Genomic DNA, 22,412 nt, shown 5'->3' with positions numbered 1-22,412 from the left:
CCTGACACAAGGCGGATCTGGCCTATCCTTGTGCCACCCGCGTCCACCGGAGCCCTTGCATGCCAGCCCCACAAGACCCGCTGCTGCGCAGTTGGCAGCACAACGCCCAGGCCTGGATCGACGCCGTGCGCGGCGGCGCCATCGAGTCCCGCCGCCAGGTTACCGACCAGGCCATCCTGCTCGCCGTGCTCAGCCGCCAGCCGCAGCGCGTGCTCGATCTTGGCTGTGGTGAGGGCTGGCTGTTACGGGCACTGGCCACGCGGGGTGTCGAGGCGGTCGGGGTGGATGGCGATGCAACGCTGATAGCGGCTGCACAGGCGGCGGGTGCGGCTACGGTGCACCTGGCCAGTTATGAGCAGTTGGCCGCAGGAACGGTGGATATTGGCCACGAGTACTCGCTGATCTGCGCCAACTTCGCGTTGCTGCACCAGGACATCATTCCTTTGTTGCATGCACTGGGCGGGCTGCTGCAAGCCCAGGGAACGCTGGTGATCCAAACCCTGCACCCGTGGACAGCGGCCGCCGGAGACTACCAGGATGGCTGGCGCGAAGAGTCGTTCGCCGGGCTCAGCGGCGATTGGCAGCCGATGCCTTGGTATTTCCGCACCTTGGCCAGCTGGTTGAAGGCCCTGGAAATGGCCGGGTTCAGGCTGCTGGAACTGCACGAGCCGCAGCATCCGCAAAGCGCGCTGCCGCAATCGTTGTTGCTGGTGGCGCAGCACGTCAGTGATCCTGAACGCAGCGCTGTGCAGGAGTGGCCTCAGCCGTAAAGCAGGCACCGCGCTGGATGGCACGGGCTTCGCCCGTGTTCGCGGCTGACGCCGCTCCTACGGGGTGTGCAAACCCTGGATCGCAATAATTGCTACAACGCAGGCGGGGTCAGCTGCAGCACACGGTCGCGACCGCCTTCGGCGAGCAGGTAGCCACCTTTGCCGTCCGGCACGATCGCTTGCGGTGCCTTGAGAAAACTGAGCACGGTATGGCGCGATCCATCGCCGTCGACGCGCAGCAGCCGGGCACGGTGGGTGGAGTCCTCGCTGATCCACAGGCCGCGTGCATCGCAGAGCAGGAACGTGGGGTTGCGCAGACCTTCGACCACCACGGGGTCCTGGCCATCGTCGCTGAGCGCCCGAACCTTGCCGCTGGCCTTTTCGGTGTAGAGCAGGCGCCCGTCATTGCAACGGGTCAGCCCTTCGGTTTCGCTAAGGCCCGAGCGCAGCACGTCCAACTGGCCGCTGCGCCAGTCGTAGCGCATCAGCCGGCCATCACCCTTGCGGTCTTCGATCGCGTAAAGGTGTTCGCCATCGTTGTACAGGCCTTGCACATTGTTGCCCTGGAACAAGGGCATGACCTGGCCATTGCGCGACAGGCTGACCGGCGCCTCGCCCACCTCCTGGCTGAACGCCCAGCCGCCCTCCACGGCGACCATGCCGTCGGGTTTGGACAAGCCTTCGACCAGCACCATGCGATTACCGTCGGCATCGATCTTGAGGATGCTGCCTTTGCCACCGTTGAGTTCGCGGCTGACCAGCAGGCTGCCGTCGGCCTGCGGCAGCAACGAGGCGGCCTTGTCCAGTGCGCCGTGCAACACCTGCACGCGCCAGCCATCGGCGGCCTGCACCGGGTAGAAACTCTGCCAGGCGAAAAAGCCCAGGGTGCTGGCCACCAGCCCTGCGCTGGCGGCCAGGGCCAGGCGGACACTGCGCTTGCGCAGAACATGCTTCATCGATTCAGCTCCAGGGAAGTGGCGAGATCGTAGCAAGGGCATGTGAAAAAAATGTCAAAAACCAAGGGCCGGCTTGGTCAAGATAATTAATGGATATAAAAATAACGAAACAATCTAACTGAATGGAATAAACAAATTGAAATAAGCCCTGCCAGCTCCGTAGGCTGGAGCCACGCTTTCCCGCCTATTCAAGGAGCCCTCACCGTGCCTTCCCGTGCCCTCTCCCCCCTGCGTCGCCTGCTGATCGGCGGCCTGCTGGCCAGCGTTGCCAGCGCCCTGTTGCCTTGGTCCAACGCGGTTGCCGACGATGGCAAGACCCTGCGTATCGGCTACCAGAAGTTCAACAGCATCAACATTCTCAAGGGCAGCGGCGCCCTGGAAAAAGCCCTGGCGCCCCAGGGAGTGAAAGTCAGCTGGCATGAGTTCGCCGCCGGCCCGCAACTGCTCGAAGCGCTGAGCACCGGCGCCATCGACCTGGGCCACGCCGCCGACGCGCCTTCGGTGTTCGCCCAGGCCGCCGGCAAGCCGGCGGTCTACCTGGCCGCCGAGCAGCCCTACCCGCGCGGCATCGGCCTGGTGGTGCGCGAGCAGGACCAGATCACCTCGGTCGCCCAGCTCAAGGGCCAGCGCGTGGCCACCGGCCGCGGCTGGAACGCCCAGTACCTGCTGGCCGTGGCCCTGGAGCAGGCTGGCCTGAGCTACCAGGACATCACCCCGGCCTACGTCAACAACGCCGCGGATGCCGTCGCCGCACTGCAGTCGGGCAGCGTGCAGGCCGTCACCCTGTGGGACCCGTTCCTCGCCGCCGCCGAAAACCAGCCGGGCCTGAAGAACCTGCGCGACGGCAGCGGGCTGTCCAACAACCGCACCTTCTACCTGTCCACCGCCGACTTCGCCGACCAGCACCGCGCGCTGCTCAAGACCTTCTTCGGCGAACTGGCCAAGGTCAGCCAATGGGCCAACGCCCAGCCCGGCGAAGTCGCCAGCCTGCTGGCGCCGCAACTGGGTATCGGTGCCGACGTGCTCAAGACCGCCAGCGAGCGGCGCAACTACAACGCCGTGGCCATTACCCCGCAGATTGTCGCCGAACAGCAGAAGCTGGCCGACACCTTCCAGGGGCTGGGGCTGATTCCGCGTAAGTTGAATGTTGCCGAGGCGGTTTACCCGACCTCTGTGCTGCCCTGACAAGGATGCCTTTCGAGGTGATTGGGATGGGGGCTCCAAGTGTTCGACGAGAGCCTTTCTGCGCCTACAAGATCGAGCGCCGCCCGCGCGGCGCTTCGCGGGTAAACCCGCTCCCACATCTGTTTCGAGCCAATGAGTCCTGTGAAGGTACCGCTGCCCGCCTTGGCGCATGTCTTGAGTCATGTGGGGCGGCAGCAACGCCCACGCTGAAATTGTGTCGAGCCAACAAAGCGGGCCAGGTAATGGCACAGCAGAGACTGGCCCGAAATAGATGTGGGAGCGGGTTTACCCGCGAAGCGCCGCGCGGGCGGCGCTCGATCTCACAGGCGCTGCAACCCTCTCGCCGAACCCTTGAAGCCCTCACACAATCTCATTCAAAGACCTTGAAGGCCATGCCCCTGACAAGGAGGTAACAATGCCCCGCCCAATCCGCTTCAACGCCTTCAGCATGAACGCCGCCAGCCACCAGTCGCCCGGCCTGTGGCGCCATCCGCGCAACACCAGCGTCGCGTTCAACCAACTGGACTACTGGACCGACCTGGCCCGCCTGCTCGAACGCGGCCTGTTCGACGCGCTGTTCATCGCCGACGTACTGGGCATCTACGACGTCTACCAGGGCGGCCCCGAGGCGGCCCTGCGCGGCGGCGTGCAGGTGCCGGTGAACGACCCGCTGCTACTGGTGCCGGCCATGGCCGGGGTCACACAACACCTGGGCTTCGGCGTGACCTTTTCGTTGACCTATGAGCACCCGTATCCCTTCGCCCGGCGCATGTCCACCCTCGATCACCTGAGCAATGGCCGGGTCGGCTGGAACATCGTCACCGGCTACCTCGACAGCGCCGCGCGCAACCTGGGCCTGCCCCGGCAGCTCGGCCACGACCAGCGCTATGACCTGGCCGAAGAATACCTGCAGGTGCTGTACAAACTCTGGGAGCAGAGCTGGGAAGACGATGCGGTGGTGCTGGAGCGCGAAACCGGGCGCTATATCGAGCCAAGCCGGGTACACCCGATCAACCACCACGGCGAGCACTTCCAGGTACCCGGCATGCACCTGTGCCAACCCTCGCCACAGCGCACCCCGGTGCTGTTCCAGGCCGGCGCCTCGGCACGCGGCCAGCAGTTCGCCGCACGGCACGCCGAGTGCGTGTTCATCAGCGGCCCGACGCCCGCAGTACTGCGCCGCTATGCCGACGGCATTCGCCAGGCCAGCGAGGCGGCCGGGCGCGGGCGCGAGGAGGTACTGATCTATGCACAGGCACTGCTGATCGTCGGCGCTACCCGCGAGCAGGCCGAAGCGCGCTTCGCCGAATACCGCCGCTATGTGGATCTCGACGCCGCCCTGGCGCTGCTGTCGGGCTGGACCGGCATCGACTTCGCAGGCCTGGACCCCGACGCGCCCATTGAATATGTGGAGAATGACGCCGGCCGTGCCGCCCTGGCGGCGTTCACCGCCGCCGACCCGAACCGCCGCTGGAGCGTACGCGAGGCCGCTGAGTTCGTCGGCCTGGGCGGGCGCGGCCCGGTGCTGGTGGGCAGCGCCAGCGAGGTGGCCGACCAGTTGGAGCAATGGCTGGAGCAGACCGGCATCGACGGTTTCAACCTCACCTATGCGGTACAACCAGACGATCTGGCCCAAGTGGTCGAGCTGTTGGTGCCCGAACTGCAACGCCGTGGCCGCTACCCCACCGCCTACGAGGACGGTACCTTGCGCCACAAGCTGTTCGGCCACGGCGCCCGCTTGCCGGCGGAGCATGTCGGGCGCCAGGTTCGCATTCAGTAAACAAATACCGGGTATTTCAACATTTAATTTGTGGATGCCACGGGCAGGCTCTTATGCTGTCCCGGCATCCCCTGCACGCACCGGCCGGTGTGGTCAAAGGCATGGGGAGAGAACAACAAGTCGAGACCGTTCATGTCGAAACCATCCTACTTCGCCCCCCACGGTGGGCACCCGGCTCAGACCGAGCTGCTGACTGACCGTGCCATGTTCACCGAAGCCTATGCCGTCATCCCCAAAGGCGTGATGCGTGACATCGTCACCAGCCACCTGCCGTTCTGGGACAAGATGCGCATGTGGGTCATCGCCCGCCCGCTGACCGGTTTTGCCGAAACCTTCTCGCAGTACATCGTCGAAGTCGCCCCGGAAGGCGGCAGCGAGCGCCCTGAGCTGGACCCGAACGCCGAAGCGGTACTGTTCGTGGTCGAAGGCCAGATCGACATCACCGTCGAAGGCAAGCACCACACCCTGGTCCCAGGCGGCTACGCCTTCCTGGCCCCGGGCGCCGAGTGGAGCCTGCGCAACAACAGCAAGGCCAACGTCACCTTCCACTGGCTGCGCAAGCACTACCAGAAAGTCGAAGGCCTGCCGGTGCCGGAGTCGTTCGTCACCCACCGCGACAACGCCACCGTCATCGAGATGCCGGGCACCGAAGGCGCCTGGAAGACCACCCGCTTCGTCGACATGGCCGACATGCGCCACGACATGCACGTCAACATCGTGACCTTCCAGCCGGGCGGCGTGATCCCGTTCGCTGAGACCCACGTCATGGAACACGGCCTGTATGTCCTGGAAGGTAAAGCGGTGTACCGCCTGAACCAGGACTGGGTCGAGGTCGAGGCCGGCGACTTCATGTGGCTGCGCGCCTTCTGCCCGCAGGCTTGCTACTCCGGCGGCCCGGGCCCGTTCAGCTACCTGCTGTACAAAGACGTCAACCGCCACGTGCACCTGACCCTCAACCCGCAGCGTTGAGTTCAGGTTGATGTTTGCAAAGCCCGCCGTGATGGCGGGCTTTGTTTTTGTGGCCATACTTGCAACTTGCCCTTGCTGCGGCCACCGATCATGCCCCTCTCCCGCCTGCTGCTTGCCCTGCTGCTGTCGCTACCGGCCCCACTGCTGGCCGCCGACGACTGGCAGCTGGCCTATGACCGCGAAGGTATCCGCGTCTACCTCAGCAGCGTCGCCGGCTCCCCCTACCAGCAGTTTCGTGGCGTCAGCACCATGAATGCCAGCGTGCGCACGCTCACCGACCTGCAGGAAAACCTGCGGGTGGCGTGCAAATGGCTGTATGCGTGCGAGCAGATGCGCCTGCTGGACGTGCAGGGCGACAGCACCTGGGTGTACCTCACCACCAACCTGCCGTGGCCCACGCTGCCGCGGGACATGGTGCTCAAGGTCAGCACCGAGCGGCTGGACGACGGCACGCTGGTACGCCACCTCAGCGCCGACCCAAGCAAGGTGCCCGAAGAACCGGGGCTGATCCGCGTAAGGCGCATCAACGGGGAATGGATCATGAAGCCGGTGGGCGCAAAGCGGACCGAGGTGACCTATCAGTTGCAGGCTGATCCGGCCGGGGATGTACCAGGCTGGCTGGCCAACCGGTTCGTGGTGGATGCGCCGGTGGTGACGCTGCGCACGTTGCGTGCGGTGGCGGAGCGCCAGCGTTGAGCGCGAGACCGATTCATGGCCGATGAAAGCATCGCGGGGCAAGCCCGCTCCCACGCAACCTTTAAATAGCGGCGTGGGAGCGGACTTGCCCCGCGATCAGTCACGAAGCAAGCGGGTGATCGTCGATCAGTCAGCCAAACGCCAGGTGGTCGCGCCTTTGCTGTCTTCCAGCACCACACCCATGGCGGTGATCTGGTCGCGGATGCGGTCGGACTCGGCCCAGTTCTTGTCGGCCCGCGCCTGCAGGCGCGCCTGGATCAAGGCTTCCACTTCGGCGGCGTCGACCTTGCCTTCGGCCCCTGCGCGCAGGAAGTCGTCGGCGTCCAGTTGCAGCACACCCAGCACATCGCCCAGCTCACGCAGACGACCGGCCAGGCCAGCGGCAGCCTCGGGGTCGCTTTCACGCAGGCGGTTGATCTCGCGCACCAGGTCGAACAGCACGGCGCAGGCTTCGGGGGTGCCGAAGTCGTCGTTCATCGCTGCGCTGAAGCGCTCGACGAACTCATCACCGCCTTTGGCCGCCACCCGCGGCAGGCCGCGCAGGGCGTGGTAGAAGCGCTCCAGTGCGCCTTTCGAGTCACGCAGGCTGTCTTCGGAGTAGTTGATCGCGCTTCGGTAGTGGCTCGCCACCAGCAGGTAACGCACCACCTCCGGGTGGTACTTGTCGAGCACGTCGCGGATGGTGAAGAAGTTGTTCAACGACTTGGACATCTTCTCGCCATTGATACGGATCATGCCGCAGTGCATCCAGGCGTTGGCGTACTGCTTGCCGGTGGCCGCCTCGCTCTGGGCGATCTCGTTTTCGTGGTGCGGGAACTCAAGGTCGCTGCCGCCGCCATGGATGTCGAAGCTCTCGCCCAGGCAGCAGGTGGACATCACCGAGCACTCGATGTGCCAGCCCGGACGGCCTGGCCCCCAAGGCGAATCCCAGTAGGGTTCGCCCGGCTTGACGCCCTTCCACAGCACGAAGTCCAGCGGGTCCTGCTTGGCCTCGTCGACTTCGATGCGTGCACCGATGCGCAAGTCTTCGATCTTCTTGCGCGACAGCTTGCCGTAGCCGACGAACTTGCCGACGCGGTAGTACACGTCGCCATTGCCCGGGGCATAGGCGTAACCCTTGTCGATCAGGGTCTGGATCATCGCGTGCATGCCGGGAATATGGTCGGTGGCACGGGGTTCCAGGTCGGGCTTGAGGATGCTCAGGCGGCGCTCGTCCTCGTGCATCGCATCGATCATGCGCGCGGTCAAGGCATCGAACGACTCGCCGTTCTCGTTGGCACGGTTGATGATCTTGTCGTCGATGTCGGTGATGTTGCGCACATAGGTCAGCTCATAGCCGCTCTTGCGCAGCCAGCGGGTGACCAGGTCGAAGGCCACCATGCTGCGGCCGTGGCCCAGGTGGCAGTAGTCGTACACGGTCATGCCGCACACGTACATGCGCACCTTGTTGCCATCGAGCGGCTTGAAGGCTTCCTTGGTCTTGGTCAGCGTGTTGTAGATGTTGAGCACGGCGGTTCCTCAGCTGCCCCAGGAGTCACGCAGGGTGACGGTGCGGTTGAACACCGGGCGGCCCGGCTGGCTGTCTTTCAGGTCGGCGCAGAAGTAGCCTTCGCGCTCGAACTGGAAGCGGTCTTCAGGTTGAGCCTGGCCCAGCGATGGCTCGGCGCGGCAGCCGGTCAGCACCTGCAGCGAATCGGGGTTGATGTTGTCGAGGAAGCTGCCGCCGTCTTCGGTCTTTTCCGGGTTGGCGGAACGGAACAGGCGGTCGTACAGGCGTACTTCGCACTCGACGCTGCCTGCGGCCGGCACCCAGTGGATCACGCCCTTGACCTTGCGGCCTTCGGGGTTCTTGCCCAGGGTGTCCGGATCGTACGAGCAGCGCAGCTCGACGATGTTGCCGTCGGCGTCCTTGATCGCCTCGTCGGCGCGGATCACGTAGCTGCCGCGCAGGCGCACTTCACCGGCCGGTTCCAGGCGCTTGTAGCCCTTCGGCGGCTCTTCCATGAAGTCGTCGCGGTCGATGTACAGTTCGCGGGCGAACGGCAATACGCGCACGCCCATGTCTTCCTTGGGGTGACGCGGCAGTTCGAGCTGCTCGACCTGGCCCTCTGGATAGTTGGTGATGACCACCTTCAGCGGGCGCAGCACGCACATGGCGCGTGGCGCGGTGCGGTCGAGGTCGTCGCGGATGCTGAACTCGAGCATCGCCATGTCGACCACGCCGTCGGAACGGTTGGTGCCGATCATTTCGCAGAAGTTGCGGATCGATGCCGGGGTGTAGCCACGGCGGCGGAAGCCCGACAGGGTCGACATGCGCGGGTCATCCCAGGCGCTGACGTGCTGTTCGTCGACCAACTGCTTGAGCTTGCGCTTGGAGGTGATGGTGTAGTTCAGGTTCAGGCGGCTGAACTCGTACTGGCGCGGGTGCGCCGGTACCGGCAGGTTGTCGAGGAACCAGTCGTACAGCGGGCGGTGGCCTTCGAATTCCAGGGTGCAGATCGAGTGGGTGATGCCTTCGATGGCATCGGACTGCCCGTGGGTGAAGTCGTAGTTCGGGTAGATGCACCACTTGTCACCGGTCTGGTGATGGTGGGCATGGCGGATGCGGTACAGGATCGGGTCGCGCAGGTTCATGTTCGGCGAGGCCATGTCGATCTTGGCCCGCAGCACGCGCTCGCCGTCCTTGAACTCGCCGGCCTTCATACGGGCGAACAGGTCGAGGTTCTCTTCGACGCTGCGCTCGCGGAACGGGCTGTTCTTGCCCGGCTCGGTCAGGCTGCCACGGTATTCCTTGGCCTGATCAGGGGTCAGGTCGCAGACATAGGCCTTGCCACGCTTGATCAGTTCAACGGCCCAGTCGTGCAGTTGGTCGAAGTAGTTGGAGGCATAGCGCACCTCGCCGGCCCAGTCGAAGCCCAGCCATTTCACGTCGCTCTGGATGGCGTCGATGTATTCCTGGTCTTCCTTGGCCGGGTTGGTGTCGTCGAAGCGCAGGTGGCAGACACCGCCGAATTCCTTGGCCAGGCCGAAGTTGACACAGATCGACTTGGCATGACCGATGTGCAGGTAGCCGTTGGGCTCTGGCGGAAAACGGGTGACGATGCTGCTGTGCTTGCCCGCGTCCAGGTCTGCCTGGATGATCGGCCGCAGGAAGTTCACAGGAACGGCGGGGGCGCCTTTGGCAGCGGCGTTGGGCGCGTTGTCGGCAGTGGGCTTGCTCATAGTGTCCTTGAATGCAGGTAGCTGGCCTGGGTAGGCCGATTCAAACAAAGGGCCTATCATAGCCGAAGCAGTCAAGCTGCTGACAGCCGGGCGCAGACAAACTGACGCGATTTGCGCAGCTATTTGTCGCAGCCGCCGGTCTAAACCGGCAGAATGGCCGCCGCGCACCTTGTGGCATGTGCCGCGGCCCGCTGAACCTGCGTCAGCTTACCCGAGCGCCCTGCGCCCCCTATTCCCGATGCCTTGAGAGCGAACTTAAGCATGTCCAAAGTCAAACTGAGCACCAACCACGGCGACATCGTCATCGAGCTGAACGCCGAAAAAGCCCCGATCACCGTGGCCAACTTCATCGAGTACGTTAAGGCCGGCCACTACAGCAACACCGTGTTCCACCGTGTGATCAAGGGCTTCATGATCCAGGGCGGCGGTTTCGAGCCAGGCATGAACGAAAAGCGCGACAAGCGTGCCAGCATCCAGAACGAAGCCGACAACGGCCTGAAGAACGACAAGTACACCATCGCCATGGCCCGTACCATGGAGCCGCACTCGGCCTCCGCGCAGTTCTTCATCAACGCCTCCAACAACGACTTCCTCAACCACAGCGGCAAGAATGTCCAGGGCTGGGGCTATGCCGTGTTCGGTAAAGTGACCGAAGGCACCGAGGTTGTCGACGCCATCGAAAAAGTCGCCACCGGTTCCAAGGCTGGCCACCAGGACGTACCGAAAGAAGACGTGATCATCGAGAAAGCCGAGATCATTGAGTGATTCTGCTGATCTCCGATCTGCACCTGCAAGAAGAACGCCCGGACATTGTCCGGGCGTTTCTTGATCTGCTCGACGGCCGCGCCCGTCACGCCAAGGCGCTGTACATCCTCGGCGACTTCTTCGAGGCGTGGATCGGCGACGATGCCATGACCCCGTTCCAGCAGTCGATCTGCCAGGCCCTGCGCCAACTGAGCGACAGCGGCACGGCGGTGTACCTGATGCACGGCAACCGCGACTTCCTGATCGGCCAGGCTTTCTGCGAAGCCGCCGGCTGCACCCTGCTGGCCGACCCCAGCGTGGTCGAGCTCGGTGGCGAGCAGGTGTTGCTGATGCATGGCGATACCCTGTGCACCCGCGACCTGGCCTACATGAAACTGCGCCGCTACCTGCGCAATCCGCTGACACTGTGGATCCTGCGCCACCTACCGCTGTCCACGCGGCACAAACTGGCGCGCAAGCTGCGCAGTGAAAGCCGCTCGCAGACACGCATGAAGGCCACCGAGATCATCGACGTGACCCCGGAGGAAGTGCCCAAGGTGATGGCCGCCCATGGCGTACGCACCCTGGTGCATGGCCACACGCACCGCCCGGCGATCCACAAGCTGGTGGTCGATGGGCAACCGGCGCGGCGGATCGTGCTGGGCGATTGGGATCGGCGTGGCTGGACGCTGCAGGTGGATGAACAGGGCTTTCAGCTGGCCCCGTTCGATTTCGCCTGAGCCCCTATCGCCGGCAAGCCGGCTCCCACAGGGATGATGCATGGCTTGCGTTCATCCCTGTGGGAGCCGGCTTGCCGGCGATGAGGCCAGCCCAGACAGTGCAAAACGGTTGCTCCCACAGGGTAGCGTCCATCCTGTGGGAGCTGGTCGGTGATGAGCCTCACCGAGCTACTGAGCGCTCACCACCGCAGCCCGGTCCTTCTCGCTGATCACATACTGGCGATACTGCGGATCCGCCTTGATCTGCGCCTCGGTGAACGGGATCACTGACAGTTGCTTGGCCGCAAATGCACGGGTCTGGTCACCGGCATGGGCCGAAGCCGCCTCGCTGGACAGTGAAAACGCCAACAAGCCCTGGGCCTGGGGCCCCTGCTCGGTGAAACTGACCACCTGCAGGTAGCTGGAACCGCTGACCACCAAGCGCTTGCCCGGTGCGACCGGCACACTGAGCATGGCGTTATACACCCCCAACTCTTGCGGACCGCCAGGCACCGGCGTGCCGTCGCTGGCCTGCTGGATCTGCCCCCAACGCTGCTCGGCAGCGATGCCGGCTTTGCCAACCTGAGCCAACGAAGCCAGCGCAGCCTGGTGCAACAGTTTGCCCACCGCCGCCTGCTCCACTGCCAGGCCACGAGGCGTATGCAACGGGTCGGCCGGATCGAACGCCACTCGCCAGCTTTCGCGATGTTCGGCCAGCGCGCCGGCAATGTTCTCGAAGTGCACCAGGCCAATCCCGGCCTCCAGGTCAGCCTTGCCATTCCAGGCCTGCAGGCTGGCGCATACCGCCGCGACATCCGCCGACGCGCCTTTGCACCATTGCAACAGGTCGGGCAACAGCAGACTGGCCAGGTATACCTCGTCGTCGAAGACCATGCGCTTCAAGGCATCGCCGTCCAGTTTGGCGCTACCTTGCAGGCGCTGCAGGGCAAAACGGCTGCGCATGCCCAGCGGTTGTTCGGCACGGCTTTGCAGCGGCGAGAAACCGGCCAGTGGCTGAGCAGGATTGACCAACCAGGCCGAGTCATTGGAATGCTGCACGAAGTCGCTGCGCACCAGGCTCGGTTGCAGGCGCGCCGGGAAGATCCCCGGTTGTGCGGCCTGGGCGTCCACCTTCCACTGGCAGGCACTGCGCGAGCCGTCCAGCACCACCACCGGCTCGGTGACGCCAGGGTTGCCGCAACGGGCCAGCAACTCTTCATCGACATAGGGCACCACTGACTGATTCAGGTACAGCGCCTGCCCCGCCGCGTCGACCGCCAGGGTGTTGACCCAGGGGATGCCCTGCAACTGCGCCACCGACGCTTGCAGCGCGCCCAGGCTGTCGGCGCGATTGATCCGATACCACTGTTGCAGTACCCGGGTGTTTTCCAGGTTGGCATCGCGCAGCGCATAGGCCGCCTGATTGTCCCAGTCCAGCCGGCCGGGCCACTGCACCACCGGGCCGAACTTCGACAGGTAGATGGGGCGCTCGACCTGCTGCAGCGCGCCGCCCTCGCCTTTCACCGTGACGCTGACCTTCCGCTGCTCAAGTGGCAGCGACTGACCATCGACCAGGTAACGGGTCGGGTCTTTCGGATCGAGTTGCAGGCGGTACACCGTGAAATGCTTCGACGTGTCTACCGTGTGGGTCCAGGCCAGGTGCTTGTTGAAACCTATATTGACCACCGGCAGGCCCGGCAACGCCGCCCCCATGACATCCAACTGCCCAGGGATGGTCAGTTGCATCTGGTAGAAACGCATGCCGCCTACCCAGGGGAAATGCGGGTTGGCCAACAACAGGCCGCGGCCATTGGCCGAGCGCTGCGCGCCCACCGCAACGGCGTTGCTGCCACGGCTCATGGCGAACTGTTGCTGCCGGGCCAGGGCCACGCTGTAGTCGACCGTGGGCCGCTGCGCCGCAAGCTTGGGCGGGGTCGCCGCCACCACGGCCTCGGCGAACTGGCCTACGCCACCTTCGGCCAACAAGCGTCGGGTCAACTTGACCAGGTCCAGGCTGGTGATCGGGCGCACCCAGTCGCCCGCCCCGCACTCGGCGGGCAGGCCCTGGGCCCGACGCTCGCCCAGGGCGCGGTTATAGCCGCGGGCATAGCCGTCCAGCAGGTCGCGCACCGCTGCCGGTTGTGCCTGCAGGAAGCCGTTGACTGCAACGGGGTTGTTGAGCCAGGTGAAGAACAGGTCGCTGGCGAGATTGTCGCGCTGCTCCACGGTCTTGCCGTCACCACCGAAGTAGCGAGAGCGCTCGCCGTTGACCGTCAGCACCTCGTTGGCCAGCAGGCACAGGTTGTCCTGGGCGTAGGCATAGCCGATGCCATAGCCCAGGCCACGCTCGTCATTGGCCAGGATGTGCGGCACACCAAAGCTGGTGCGGCGGATCTGCGCAGAGGCTTCGCCGCTAGCCTCGCGCGCTTGCGCCAGCAGGCTGGAGGCAACCAGGGCGGCGGCGAGGCCAAGGCGCAGGGTAGGACGCGAAAGAGGGATCACAGGCACTCCTCGTGCAATCGGGGGTTATCCCGATCAGACGAATGGCCGGATGAAAATTTTACGCCCTCTTGCCTGCTGCAACGTCTTCAACAAGGCGTGTCAGATTTTTTTACCGAGGGACTGCAGTTTTGCCGTTCTCGTTCGTCTTAATAGGTGAGAGAGGCAACAACGATGAATCCGCTGCGGTCGATGAAAAGGAGCATTCGCATGTACAACCCACAACCTTCGCTGCCGGCGGCGCGCAGCCCGGTCAGCACGCCCTGCGCACAGGAAGTGCGCACTGGCAACGAGCAGATTCGCGAACTGCTGCGCGTCTACGGGCTGCGTACCAGCCTGATCCGTCTCAAAGTCATCGACGCCCTGCACAGCGCCGATCGCAATGGCCGCAGCATTGGCGTGCGCGGTGTTCACGCGCACCTTGAGCAGTTGGACATTCCGTTGTCGTTCCTCAGCGTGCGCGAAGTGCTCAAGCGGCTGTGCACCGAGGGTGTCATCAGCCTGGGCAACGACAAGTGCTACAGCCTCGAGCCCCAGGCCCGCGCCGTACTCGAGCAGCCCACCTTGCGTTGAGCGTACGGCCGGCCATGATCCGCCGGCCGGCCCGCCTCAGGGCTTGACCTTGCGCCGCAGGATCCCGTTGATCACCACCACGACCACCGCAACGGCGATGGCGATGAACTGGAATGTCTGCTCGCTGATGGTGCCCTGCTTCTGCAGGTGACTCAGGCCGAGCATGATCCCCAGTACCACCAGGATGATCAGGATCGAATATTTCAGGCGCTGCACATGTGTCATCGGGAGTTCCTTGCGACATCGGGGACATGAGGCTCCCTTGGAGCCGGCGTCATGATACCTCGCCGCCATTTCCTACGCTGATTTTCCTGCCGACCTACGACGCACGCCTCCCAGCAGCATCAGATTCGCTGCTTGCCTGACGCAAAATCACCTCGCCAGTCGCCGCCCGGATACCTGGGAATATTGTTCCCCTGCAATTGCATGGGGTGATGCACCCAAACTGCCACCATGGAAGGTCTTCTCTAGGACTTTTGGGGCCTGTAGCGCAAGGGTGAAGAATTTTCATACAACGATTATCCCGTTTGCTTTCAATCATCGTGCCGACAAGGCTACAAGCGCCGGTCCGATTCGCGCCTAGCGACCCTTTCTGATGCTGTTTGAAAATCGAGGCGAGCCAAGCGCCCAGCCGCGCCATGGCAACCCTCGGCGCGCGGTCTATACACAGGCCTCGCGTCAAACGATCCCACAGCTCAAGGATGCCTTGCGTGGACATGCCAGACCTGAACAACATCGAAGTTACCCAACTGCCTCAATCACTGCAGGTGCTGATCGAATGCATCGGCCTCGAAAATGCCTATCGGCTCACCGCTGAGTTCGGCGGGCGCCCCAAGTACATCCCCAAACACCGCTCACGCACCAAGTTGGCAGATGTCCTGCCGCCCGAATCGCTCGACGCGCTGATCAAGCGCTTTGCCGGCCTGGCACTGGAGATCCCCAAGGCCGACCACTTTCAGCGCCAGTTGCGCAACCAACAGATTCAGAAGGAAAGCGCCAGCGGCCTGTCACGCAGCCTGTTGGCCGACAAATACGGGCTTAGCCTGCGACAGATCGGCAACATTCGGCGCCAGGACTGCCAGGCTCGCTAAGCGTTGAACGGATGAATGAAACGACCAGAGGCGTCCGCGCCCGGCCACTGGCAGCCGGCGCGGACGAGCGCGAACAGTCAGAAGTCGCGCTTGTAGAAGATGTCCAGCGAGCTGGCCAGGCCGCTGGCGGCCTCCAGGTAGACTTTCTTGCTCAGCTTGTAGCGCAGGGCAATGGTATTGGCAGGCTCGAATACCCCCACACCGTAACGCAGGCTCAGCCGCTCGCTGAGGTTGCCGCTGGCGACCACGCTGGTGCTGGTGCCCGAGCCCTCGGTGTCGAGCTGGAAATCGTCGATCCCCAGGTTCGACGCCAGGCTGCCCGTAATCCCGGCACTGCCCGCCAACCCCAGGCCCAACGCCGCCTCGGCCAACATGTTGCTGTCTTCACCTGAAGCGCCCAGTGGCCGCCCCAGCACCAGATACGACAACGCCTGCTCCTGGCTCATCGCCGGCTCCGAAAACACCTTGGTGGTGGGTTGTTCGGCGCTGCCGCTCAGGCGAATACCGGCAATCACGTCATCCACCTGACGAATCGCTTCGATATCCAGGTACGGCTGGTCGATGGGGCCGGCGAACAGCAGGCGCGCCCGGCGGATGGTGAGGCGCTGGCCATAGGCACGGTAGCGACCATCGGCCAGGCTCAGTTCCCCGCGGGTATCGAGGTTGTCACCGATGTGCACATGGCCAAGCAGGTTGGCGGTGAGGCCGAAACCACTGAACGACAGCTTGTCGCGGCCGACCTCGACGTCGATGTCCATCGCCACCGCCATGGGCGGCTTGCCCTCCTGCGTCTGGTGGCCAACGATCACCGTGTCGTCGGATACCTGCACCGTCGACGGTGGCAGTTCACGCACGGTGATCTTGCCCTTGGGCACCAGCACCTTGCCGGTTACCGCCAGCTTGTCGTCGACCAGGCGGATGACCAGGTCGGGCGCAACCTCGAGCACCGCGTAAGGCTCGACGGTGACGGGCAGTTGCTGGCCGCTCAGGCGCAGCTCCATGGCCAGCGCCTGCCCCCAGGTCATCTGCCCGGCCAGCTCGCCACGCCCGGCATCACCACTGCGCCAGTCGCCCTTGAGCTGCACCTGCTCGCCGGCGATCAGCGCCTGCAGTGAAAGTGCCTGCAGGCTCACCGGTAGTTCTGCACCGCTGACTTCACCACCGCTCAATGCCAGGTTGCCGTTGACCTGCGGGGCCAACAGGCTGCCCGACAGGCGACCGCTGCCATTGAGCTGGCCCGCCAGGCGCTCGACCATCGGCAGGAACGGCCTGGCTACCGACAGCTCCAGCCCGGCGAGGCGGAACTCACCGGTCAGCGGCTTGTTGCGCCCAAGCGGATCAAGGCGGGTGTCGAGGGTCAGCTCCCCCAGGCGCTCGCCACGAAAGGCCAGGCGGGTGTCCACCCGACGCGGGGCCAGGGTGCTGTCCAGGCGCAGCACCTGGTAGGGGAAATCAACCCAGCGCCCCTTGTCGCGCACGCGCAGGGTGCCGCCGCCGGCATCGACACGAATACTGCCCTTGGGGCCGCTGGCCGGGATATCGAGGTTGATGTCGGCATTGAGCAGCCCCTGCCAGGCGAAGTCCTTGGGCAGCCATTGCGCCAGGCTGTCCAGCGGGAACTGCTTGAGGTGGTAGCGCAGGCGCGGCTCTGGCGCCAGGCGCTGGTCCTCGCCACACAGGCTGGCAAGGCCTGCGCGCCAGCAATGGGCACCGAAATCCAGCTGGCCGCTGGCCAGGCGTTGCAGGCGCGCCGGAGCTTGCAGTTGCCAGTCCTGGCCACCGGCCTGGATACGCCCGCTGGCCAGGCGACCGCGCCAGTCACCTTTGCTGAGAGTGCCATCGAGCGCCAGGTCGAGCTTGAGCTGCGGGCCATCGAGCGCCAGGGTGGCAGCCTGCTGGCGGATATCGCCCTTGCCCTGTACATCCAGGTTGCCCAACGGGGTTTCGCCCAGGCGGATGGCGCCGGCCTTGAGCGTAAGCTGCCCACGCTGGGCATTGTCCAGGCGTGCGTCGAGGTCCAGCCGCTGCACACGATTGTCGGCCTGCGCCAGCTGCTGGCCATGCAGCGTCAGGCTGCCCTGGGGCGCAGCGAGGGTGCCAGCCAGGTCCAGGCGGCCCTTGACCTGGCCCTGCAGCTGCGGCCAGAGCTGGCCAAGCCGCGGCAGGTCGAGGTCAACACGCCCGGCCAGGCGCTGCTGCAGGCTGCCACTGCCGTTGATGCGGTTGTCGCCCAACTGCACCGCCAGGCTGCCCAGGGTCCAATGGTCGCCCTTGCCGTCGGCATCCACCTTGAGCACGGCTGGCTGGCCACGCAGGCGCCCCTTGAGGTCGAGCTGCGCCTTGAGCTGCAATTGCTGGTTCTTGAGCTCGCCCTGGCTGCGCAATGGCCCGGCCAGGCTACCGGGCAGCTCGGCCAGCCAGTAGGCCGGGTCGAGCGCCGCCAGCTGCAGGTCGACATCCCAGGCCAGGGTGTCGGCAAAGCGCAAGGCGACGCTGCCGGCCGCCTTGCCCTGCCCTGCACTCAGCGCCAGCTGCGCCAGCCGCACCTGGCCGAGGTCACCGTCGAATGGGCTGGCGACGGTGAAGGCGCCTGCCGGACCATCCAGGTCGCCGTTGAACACGCCCTTGTAGTTGCCATCGCGGTACTGCACCTGCGCATTGAAGCGTTTGAGGGTCACCTGCGGTGGCTGTTCGAGGGGGTATAGGCGCAACCAGGGAAAGTCGAGCCAGTCGATGCTGGCGTCAGCACTCAAGCCCTGCTGCCAGTCGGCACTGGCCTGCAGCTTGACCCGCTGGGTATCGCTGGCATTGAGGTCCAGGGCATCGAGCCGGGCACCCTTGGCGTCCACCTTGCCGGCCAGCACCAGGCCCACCGGGCCCTGCTCCGCCGGCAGCGTGGCCGCACCGGCCAGCTGGTAGCCCTTGAGCAGGTCGCCCTGGGCGTCGAGCCTGAGCTGGTTGAGTTGCAGGGTGTCGGGCAGGCTGGCGGCGGGCTTGAACGCCTCGGCGCGCAGGCTCAGTTTCGCCGGCAGGTGTTCGGCCAGGGCCTGCAGCTCGCCGCTCAAGCGGGCATCGAGGTAGCCACTGCTGGTGGCGTCCAGCGTCAGTGTCTGTTGCAGCTCGCCCTTGGCGCTCAGCGCCAACTGCCAGGGTTGGCCGTCCACGGCCGGCAGTTGCAAGGTGCCTTGCAGTTGCAGCGGCCAGTTGCCTTGCGGTTGCAACTCGCCCTGCAGTTCAAGGTGCAGGTCGTCGCGCTGCAGTTGCAGGCTGTCGACCCGCAGGCCGGCCGTGGTCCAGTGCGCAGCCAGTTGCAGATTGCCCAGCAGCTCACTGCCATCAAGCCGCAGCTGGCCGACCTTGACCTCGCCCAGTTCGATGGCCAGCGGCAGGTTCAGCGCCGGCAGTTGCAGTGGGCCGCTGTCGGGCTCGCTTTCGCCCGAGGCGAAGGCCATGTCGATACGCTCGGCCTGCAGACGCTCGATGCACAGGGTGGCGCGCAACAGGCAGGCGGGGGACCAGGCCAGCTGCGGTGCTTGCAGCTCAACCCGATTCTCACCGTCAAGCCAGCGCAACTTGCCGGCTTGCCAAATGCCACCCAGGCGCCCTTCGAAGTCGCTGACCTCAAGCCCCGGCACCAGCCCAATTACCCAACGGCTGCCCGCCTGGGTACCCAATACCAGGCCCAGTGCCAAGGCGATCAGCAGCAACAAGGCGCATATAACGAGCAAGAGGGATCTGAACACACGCATCACAGTTCGGGCCCCATGGAGAAGTGCAAACGAAAACCACCGTCGTCATCTAGCGCGTGGGCCAGGTCCAGGCGCAGCGGCCCTACCGGCGAGACCCAGCGCACGCCGATGCCGACACCGGTCTTGAGGCTAGGCAACTCCAGGCTGTTGAACGAGTTGCCCTGGTCGATGAAGGTTGCCAGGCGCCATTTTTCGGCGATCGAGTACTGGTACTCGGCACTGCCGGCCACCAGGTAGCGACCGCCGATACGGTCGCCCTTGTTGTTCTCTGGCGACAACGACTGGTAGTCGTAGCCACGCACGCTCTGGTCGCCACCGGCGAAGAAACGCAGCGACGGTGGGATGTTCTGCTGGTAGCCGTTGGTGGCGCTGCCGCCGAACTGCACGCGGCCGAGGAAACGGTGGTTGTGGCCAAGGGTGGTCAGGCCTTTGAGCAGCACGTTGCCGTGCACCAGGTTGGTATCCGAACCCAGCCCTTCCTTGGCCGCCTGCAGGTCGAACTGCAGCCGATAGCCCTGGTGCGGATCGATCCGGTTGTCGCTGCGCAGGTAGGCGAAACTGACCCCCGGCATCAGCAGGTTGCTCAGGCCCGAATCGTCACCCAGGCGATACTCTTCGCGTTGGTACTTGAGCGAGATCACTCGCTGCCAGCCGCTGGGCAGCTTGCTGTGCCATTCCGGGCCGACGGTCAGCAGCTTGCTCAGTGTGTCGGTACCGGCGATATCCTCGTTCTGGTAGCCGCCGGCAAAGCGCAATTTGTCGGTGAGCGGTGGATCGAGCGGGATGTCGTACCACAGGCCGACGTTCTGCCGGGGTGCCGACAGTTCGGTCTCCCAACCGTAGCTATGGCCTTGCGGGTTGACCCAGTGGCGGGTCCAGTTGGCCTTGGCACGCGGGCCGACGTCGGTCGAAAAGCCCAGGCCCAGGCCCATGGTGCGTGGTTTACGCGTGTCGAGGCGAACTTCGACGGGAATGTCTTCGCCCACCGCGGCGGTCGGCGCGGCATCCACCCGTACGCCTTCGAAATAGCCGCTCGATTGCAGATCGTTGTTGAGCTCGGCGATCAACTCCGAGTCGTAAGGGGTGCCGGGCTGGAACTGCACCATGCGCTGCAGCAGGTCCTGGTCCAGGGGCGTGTCACCGCCGAAGTGCACCGCACCCAGGCGATAGCGTGGGCCGCTCTGGTAGACCAGTTCGATGTCGGCGACGCCGGCCTGCGGGTCGACCGCCAGGCGCTGACGCGTGAAGCGGCCACTGAAAAAACCATAGCGCGACGCCTGGTTGAGGATCAGCCGCTTGGCATCTTCGTAATGCCCATGATTGAGTTGCTCGCCGGGCCGCAGCGCCTTGCTGTCGGGGATGCGAAATGCCTTCATTTCGCTGGCCGGCCCTTCGATGCGCACCGTCACGTTGCGCAGGCGTACCGGCTCACCCGGATCGACACGGATGATCAGTTGTGGGGGTTTGTCCTTGTCACTCGGCGCCTTTACTTCGCTGTCGATGCGTGCCTGGTAATAACCCAGCGCCTGCGCCGCCTTGCGGGTCTGCTCTTCGGCGCCGCGACTGAAACGCAGCAGCGCTTCTTCATCGCGCTCGCCGAGGCTGCCGATATAACCTTCGATGTTGGCCTTGAGCGGCTTGTTGGCGGGTTTCACCCGGACCAGCAACTCGCTCTGCGCCCATGTCATGGAGCTGGCGGCCAACAGCAGCAGGCCCCAGCAAAGTCTTCCTGAATACGTCATGCGGCGCATGCTACCAGAGCGAGCCGGTCAAGGGTGCCGCCTGTCAATACCGGTCACACAACTGTCGCATTGGACGACACAGGATTGGGATGAAAGAACACCCTTTCTCGGATTGGCCCTACAGCGACCTCACCGATCTCCTCATAGCCCTGGCGCTCATAGAAGGCCAGGTAGTGTGCATTGCCGGTATCCAGTACCACGCCCTGGGTGGCCGGGTCTTCAGCGCACCAGTCGTGCACCGCTTGCAGCAACTGTTCGCCGTAGTGCTGCCCCTGGAACTGCGGGTGCACGCCCAGCAGCGGCAGCACATGCACCTGCCCGCTCGGCAGGCAACCCGCGAGCGCAGCCTGATAGTCCAGGTAGCGTCGTGTGCAGCGCAGGCCGGTGCCGAGCATCATGCGCAGGCGCCATGCCCAGCTGTCAGCCACGCCCAGTCGACGTTGTGGCGGCACGATCAGCGCGACCCCGACCAGGCGGTCATCCGCCAGCAGGCCGATCGCCGGCAATTGCAGGTAGAAGTGCTGACGCAGCCATTCGCGCACCAGCGCCCGCAGACGCTGTTCATAGCCAGGGCGCTGGGCTTCGAACAGCCAGGCAAAGGTCGGTTCGTGACGGTAGGCGTGGTACAGCAGCGAGCGAGCCTCGCGGGCGTAGCCTTCGTCGAGCAGGCAGATCCGGGCTGGTGCGGCAGGGGCGTCGGGCATCGCGGGCGGTCCTCCTGGAATGGGCGTGCAGTGCCTTGGAGTTGCTGCACCGCGTATCGTTCACCTCCCACAGCACGTTAGCAGCGCTAACACTGGGTCGCCACGCTGGCCGCCGCCGGCGATGTCGGCTAGCATTCGAGGCTTTTACCAGGATTGTCTTTCCATGAAAGTCGTCTCGTTCAACATCAATGGCCTGCGCGCCCGCCCGCACCAGTTGGCGGCGCTGATCGACAAGCACCAGCCGGACGTGATCGGTCTGCAGGAAACCAAGGTCAGCGACGAACAGTTCCCGCTGGCTGAAGTCGAGGCGCTCGGCTACCACGTGCATTACCACGGCCAGAAAGGCCACTACGGGGTGGCGCTGCTGTCTCGGGAGAAGCCGCTGTCGCTGTCCAAGGGTTTCGCCAGTGATGAAGAGGATGCCCAGCGCCGCTTCATCTGGGGCACCTTCGCCGACCGCGACGGCACGCCGATCACAGTGATGAACGGCTACTTCCCCCAGGGCGAGAGCCGCGACCACCCCACCAAATTCCCGGCCAAACAGCGCTTCTACAGCGACCTGCAAGTGTTGCTGGAGAGCCAGTTCAAGAATGACCAGCCGCTGCTGGTGATGGGTGATGTGAACATCTCGCCGCAGGATTGCGACATCGGCATCGGGGCGGACAACGCCAAGCGTTGGTTGAAGACCGGCAAGTGCAGTTTCCTACCTGAAGAGCGCGAGTGGATGGAGCGGCTCAAGGGCTGGGGGCTGGTCGACACGTTCCGCCACCTGCACCCGGAAGTGGCTGATCAGTTCAGTTGGTTCGACTATCGCAGCCGGGGGTTCGAGGATGAGCCCAAGCGTGGGCTGCGGATCGACCTGATCATGGCTTCGCAGGGGTTGCTGCCTCGGGTCAAGGCGGCGGGGATTGACTATGAGCTGCGGGGGATGGAGAAGCCTTCGGATCATGCGCCGATTTGGCTTGAGTTGGGGTGAGGGCTCGGGTTCGGGACTCAGTGTGTTGGTTTTGATG

The 22,412-nt window shown here is 64.7% G+C and carries 18 protein-coding genes; 10 read left to right on the top strand and 8 right to left on the bottom strand.

The window, feature by feature from the left end; translation table 11 throughout:
- Nucleotides 1-59: 59 nt before the first annotated feature.
- Nucleotides 60-770, top strand: coding sequence for a class I SAM-dependent methyltransferase (locus tag DM373_RS15525; protein ID WP_110994414.1), 711 nt, complete (start codon nucleotides 60-62; stop codon nucleotides 768-770).
- Between the two features lie 92 nt (nucleotides 771-862).
- On the opposite strand, the gene DM373_RS15520 is transcribed toward DM373_RS15525, so the two are convergent.
- Nucleotides 863-1,726, bottom strand: a complete 864-nt coding sequence (locus DM373_RS15520; protein WP_110994413.1) for an NHL repeat-containing protein — start codon at nucleotides 1,724-1,726, stop codon at nucleotides 863-865.
- 204 nt (nucleotides 1,727-1,930) lie between these two features.
- Between DM373_RS15520 and DM373_RS15515 the strand changes: the two genes are divergently transcribed.
- The 4 genes from DM373_RS15515 (at nucleotide 1,931) to DM373_RS15495 (ending at nucleotide 6,356) form a co-directional block, all read left to right on the top strand.
- Nucleotides 1,931-2,911: an aliphatic sulfonate ABC transporter substrate-binding protein gene (locus tag DM373_RS15515; protein WP_110994412.1), complete on the top strand. Its 981-nt coding sequence runs from the start codon at nucleotides 1,931-1,933 to the stop codon at nucleotides 2,909-2,911.
- A 415-nt stretch (nucleotides 2,912-3,326) separates the two neighbouring features.
- Nucleotides 3,327-4,691 carry an LLM class flavin-dependent oxidoreductase gene (locus DM373_RS15505; protein WP_110994411.1) on the top strand — a complete coding sequence of 455 codons (1,365 nt, stop codon included), beginning with the start codon at nucleotides 3,327-3,329 and terminating at the stop codon, nucleotides 4,689-4,691.
- Between the two features lie 132 nt (nucleotides 4,692-4,823).
- On the top strand, nucleotides 4,824-5,660 hold the full coding sequence (locus tag DM373_RS15500; RefSeq protein WP_110994410.1) for a bifunctional allantoicase/(S)-ureidoglycine aminohydrolase: 837 nt from the start codon (nucleotides 4,824-4,826) through the stop codon (nucleotides 5,658-5,660).
- Between the two features lie 90 nt (nucleotides 5,661-5,750).
- The gene (locus tag DM373_RS15495) at nucleotides 5,751-6,356 is read left to right on the top strand and encodes an START domain-containing protein (RefSeq protein WP_110994466.1); all 606 of its coding nucleotides are present in this window, start codon (nucleotides 5,751-5,753) and stop codon (nucleotides 6,354-6,356) included.
- 126 nt (nucleotides 6,357-6,482) lie between these two features.
- Here the strand turns inward: DM373_RS15495 and cysS are convergent, their stop codons facing one another.
- The gene (gene cysS, locus DM373_RS15490; protein WP_110994409.1) at nucleotides 6,483-7,865 is read right to left on the bottom strand and encodes a cysteine--tRNA ligase; all 1,383 of its coding nucleotides are present in this window, start codon (nucleotides 7,863-7,865) and stop codon (nucleotides 6,483-6,485) included.
- 9 nt (nucleotides 7,866-7,874) lie between these two features.
- Nucleotides 7,875-9,578 (bottom strand): glutamine--tRNA ligase/YqeY domain fusion protein, encoded by a 1,704-nt coding sequence (locus tag DM373_RS15485; RefSeq protein WP_110994408.1) that lies wholly within the window; start codon nucleotides 9,576-9,578, stop codon nucleotides 7,875-7,877.
- A 261-nt stretch (nucleotides 9,579-9,839) separates the two neighbouring features.
- Here DM373_RS15485 and DM373_RS15480 point away from each other — a divergent pair, with 261 nt between their 5' ends.
- Together DM373_RS15480 and DM373_RS15475 are read left to right on the top strand one after the other, a co-directional pair.
- The gene (locus tag DM373_RS15480; RefSeq protein ID WP_110994407.1) at nucleotides 9,840-10,343 is read left to right on the top strand and encodes a peptidylprolyl isomerase; all 504 of its coding nucleotides are present in this window, start codon (nucleotides 9,840-9,842) and stop codon (nucleotides 10,341-10,343) included.
- A complete protein-coding gene (locus DM373_RS15475; RefSeq protein WP_110994406.1) occupies nucleotides 10,340-11,062 on the top strand; it encodes a UDP-2,3-diacylglucosamine diphosphatase in 723 nt (240 codons plus the stop codon). Before DM373_RS15480 ends, DM373_RS15475 begins: the two co-directional genes overlap by 4 nt.
- A gap of 168 nt (nucleotides 11,063-11,230) precedes the next feature.
- On the opposite strand, the gene pvdQ is transcribed toward DM373_RS15475, so the two are convergent.
- Entirely contained in the window at nucleotides 11,231-13,543 is a 2,313-nt protein-coding gene (gene pvdQ / locus DM373_RS15470) for a bifunctional acylase PvdQ (protein ID WP_110994405.1), read from the bottom strand.
- A 207-nt stretch (nucleotides 13,544-13,750) separates the two neighbouring features.
- On the opposite strand from pvdQ, the gene DM373_RS15465 reads away from it, so the two are divergent.
- Nucleotides 13,751-14,113 (top strand): fe2+ zn2+ uptake regulation protein, encoded by a 363-nt coding sequence (locus tag DM373_RS15465; RefSeq protein WP_110994404.1) that lies wholly within the window; start codon nucleotides 13,751-13,753, stop codon nucleotides 14,111-14,113.
- A gap of 36 nt (nucleotides 14,114-14,149) precedes the next feature.
- On the opposite strand, the gene DM373_RS15460 is transcribed toward DM373_RS15465, so the two are convergent.
- Complete coding sequence (locus DM373_RS15460; protein ID WP_110994403.1) at nucleotides 14,150-14,338, bottom strand: hypothetical protein; 189 nt, start codon at nucleotides 14,336-14,338, stop codon at nucleotides 14,150-14,152.
- Between the two features lie 485 nt (nucleotides 14,339-14,823).
- On the opposite strand from DM373_RS15460, the gene DM373_RS15455 reads away from it, so the two are divergent.
- The gene (locus tag DM373_RS15455) at nucleotides 14,824-15,204 is read left to right on the top strand and encodes a Mor transcription activator family protein (RefSeq protein WP_110994402.1); all 381 of its coding nucleotides are present in this window, start codon (nucleotides 14,824-14,826) and stop codon (nucleotides 15,202-15,204) included.
- A gap of 77 nt (nucleotides 15,205-15,281) precedes the next feature.
- Here the strand turns inward: DM373_RS15455 and DM373_RS15450 are convergent, their stop codons facing one another.
- Genes DM373_RS15450 through DM373_RS15440 form a run of 3 tightly spaced genes read right to left on the bottom strand, consistent with a single transcriptional unit; the run spans nucleotide 15,282 to nucleotide 21,399 of the window.
- Complete coding sequence (locus DM373_RS15450) at nucleotides 15,282-18,953, bottom strand: translocation/assembly module TamB domain-containing protein (protein ID WP_110994401.1); 3,672 nt, start codon at nucleotides 18,951-18,953, stop codon at nucleotides 15,282-15,284.
- The gene (locus DM373_RS15445; protein ID WP_110994465.1) at nucleotides 18,953-20,695 is read right to left on the bottom strand and encodes an autotransporter assembly complex protein TamA; all 1,743 of its coding nucleotides are present in this window, start codon (nucleotides 20,693-20,695) and stop codon (nucleotides 18,953-18,955) included. The genes DM373_RS15450 and DM373_RS15445 overlap by 1 nt, the downstream gene beginning before the upstream one ends.
- 53 nt (nucleotides 20,696-20,748) lie before the next feature.
- Nucleotides 20,749-21,399 carry a GNAT family N-acetyltransferase gene (locus DM373_RS15440; protein ID WP_110994400.1) on the bottom strand — a complete coding sequence of 217 codons (651 nt, stop codon included), beginning with the start codon at nucleotides 21,397-21,399 and terminating at the stop codon, nucleotides 20,749-20,751.
- 163 nt (nucleotides 21,400-21,562) lie between these two features.
- On the opposite strand from DM373_RS15440, the gene xthA reads away from it, so the two are divergent.
- Nucleotides 21,563-22,375: an exodeoxyribonuclease III gene (gene xthA, locus DM373_RS15435; RefSeq protein ID WP_110994399.1), complete on the top strand. Its 813-nt coding sequence runs from the start codon at nucleotides 21,563-21,565 to the stop codon at nucleotides 22,373-22,375.
- The last annotated feature ends 37 nt before the right edge of the window (nucleotides 22,376-22,412 follow it).

Origin of the sequence: Pseudomonas sichuanensis (assembly GCF_003231305.1) — a bacterium.
GTDB lineage: Bacteria > Pseudomonadota > Gammaproteobacteria > Pseudomonadales > Pseudomonadaceae > Aquipseudomonas > Aquipseudomonas sichuanensis.
The sequence above is the reverse complement of the archived record's forward strand: the minus strand, read 5'-3'. Positions and strand labels throughout refer to the sequence as shown.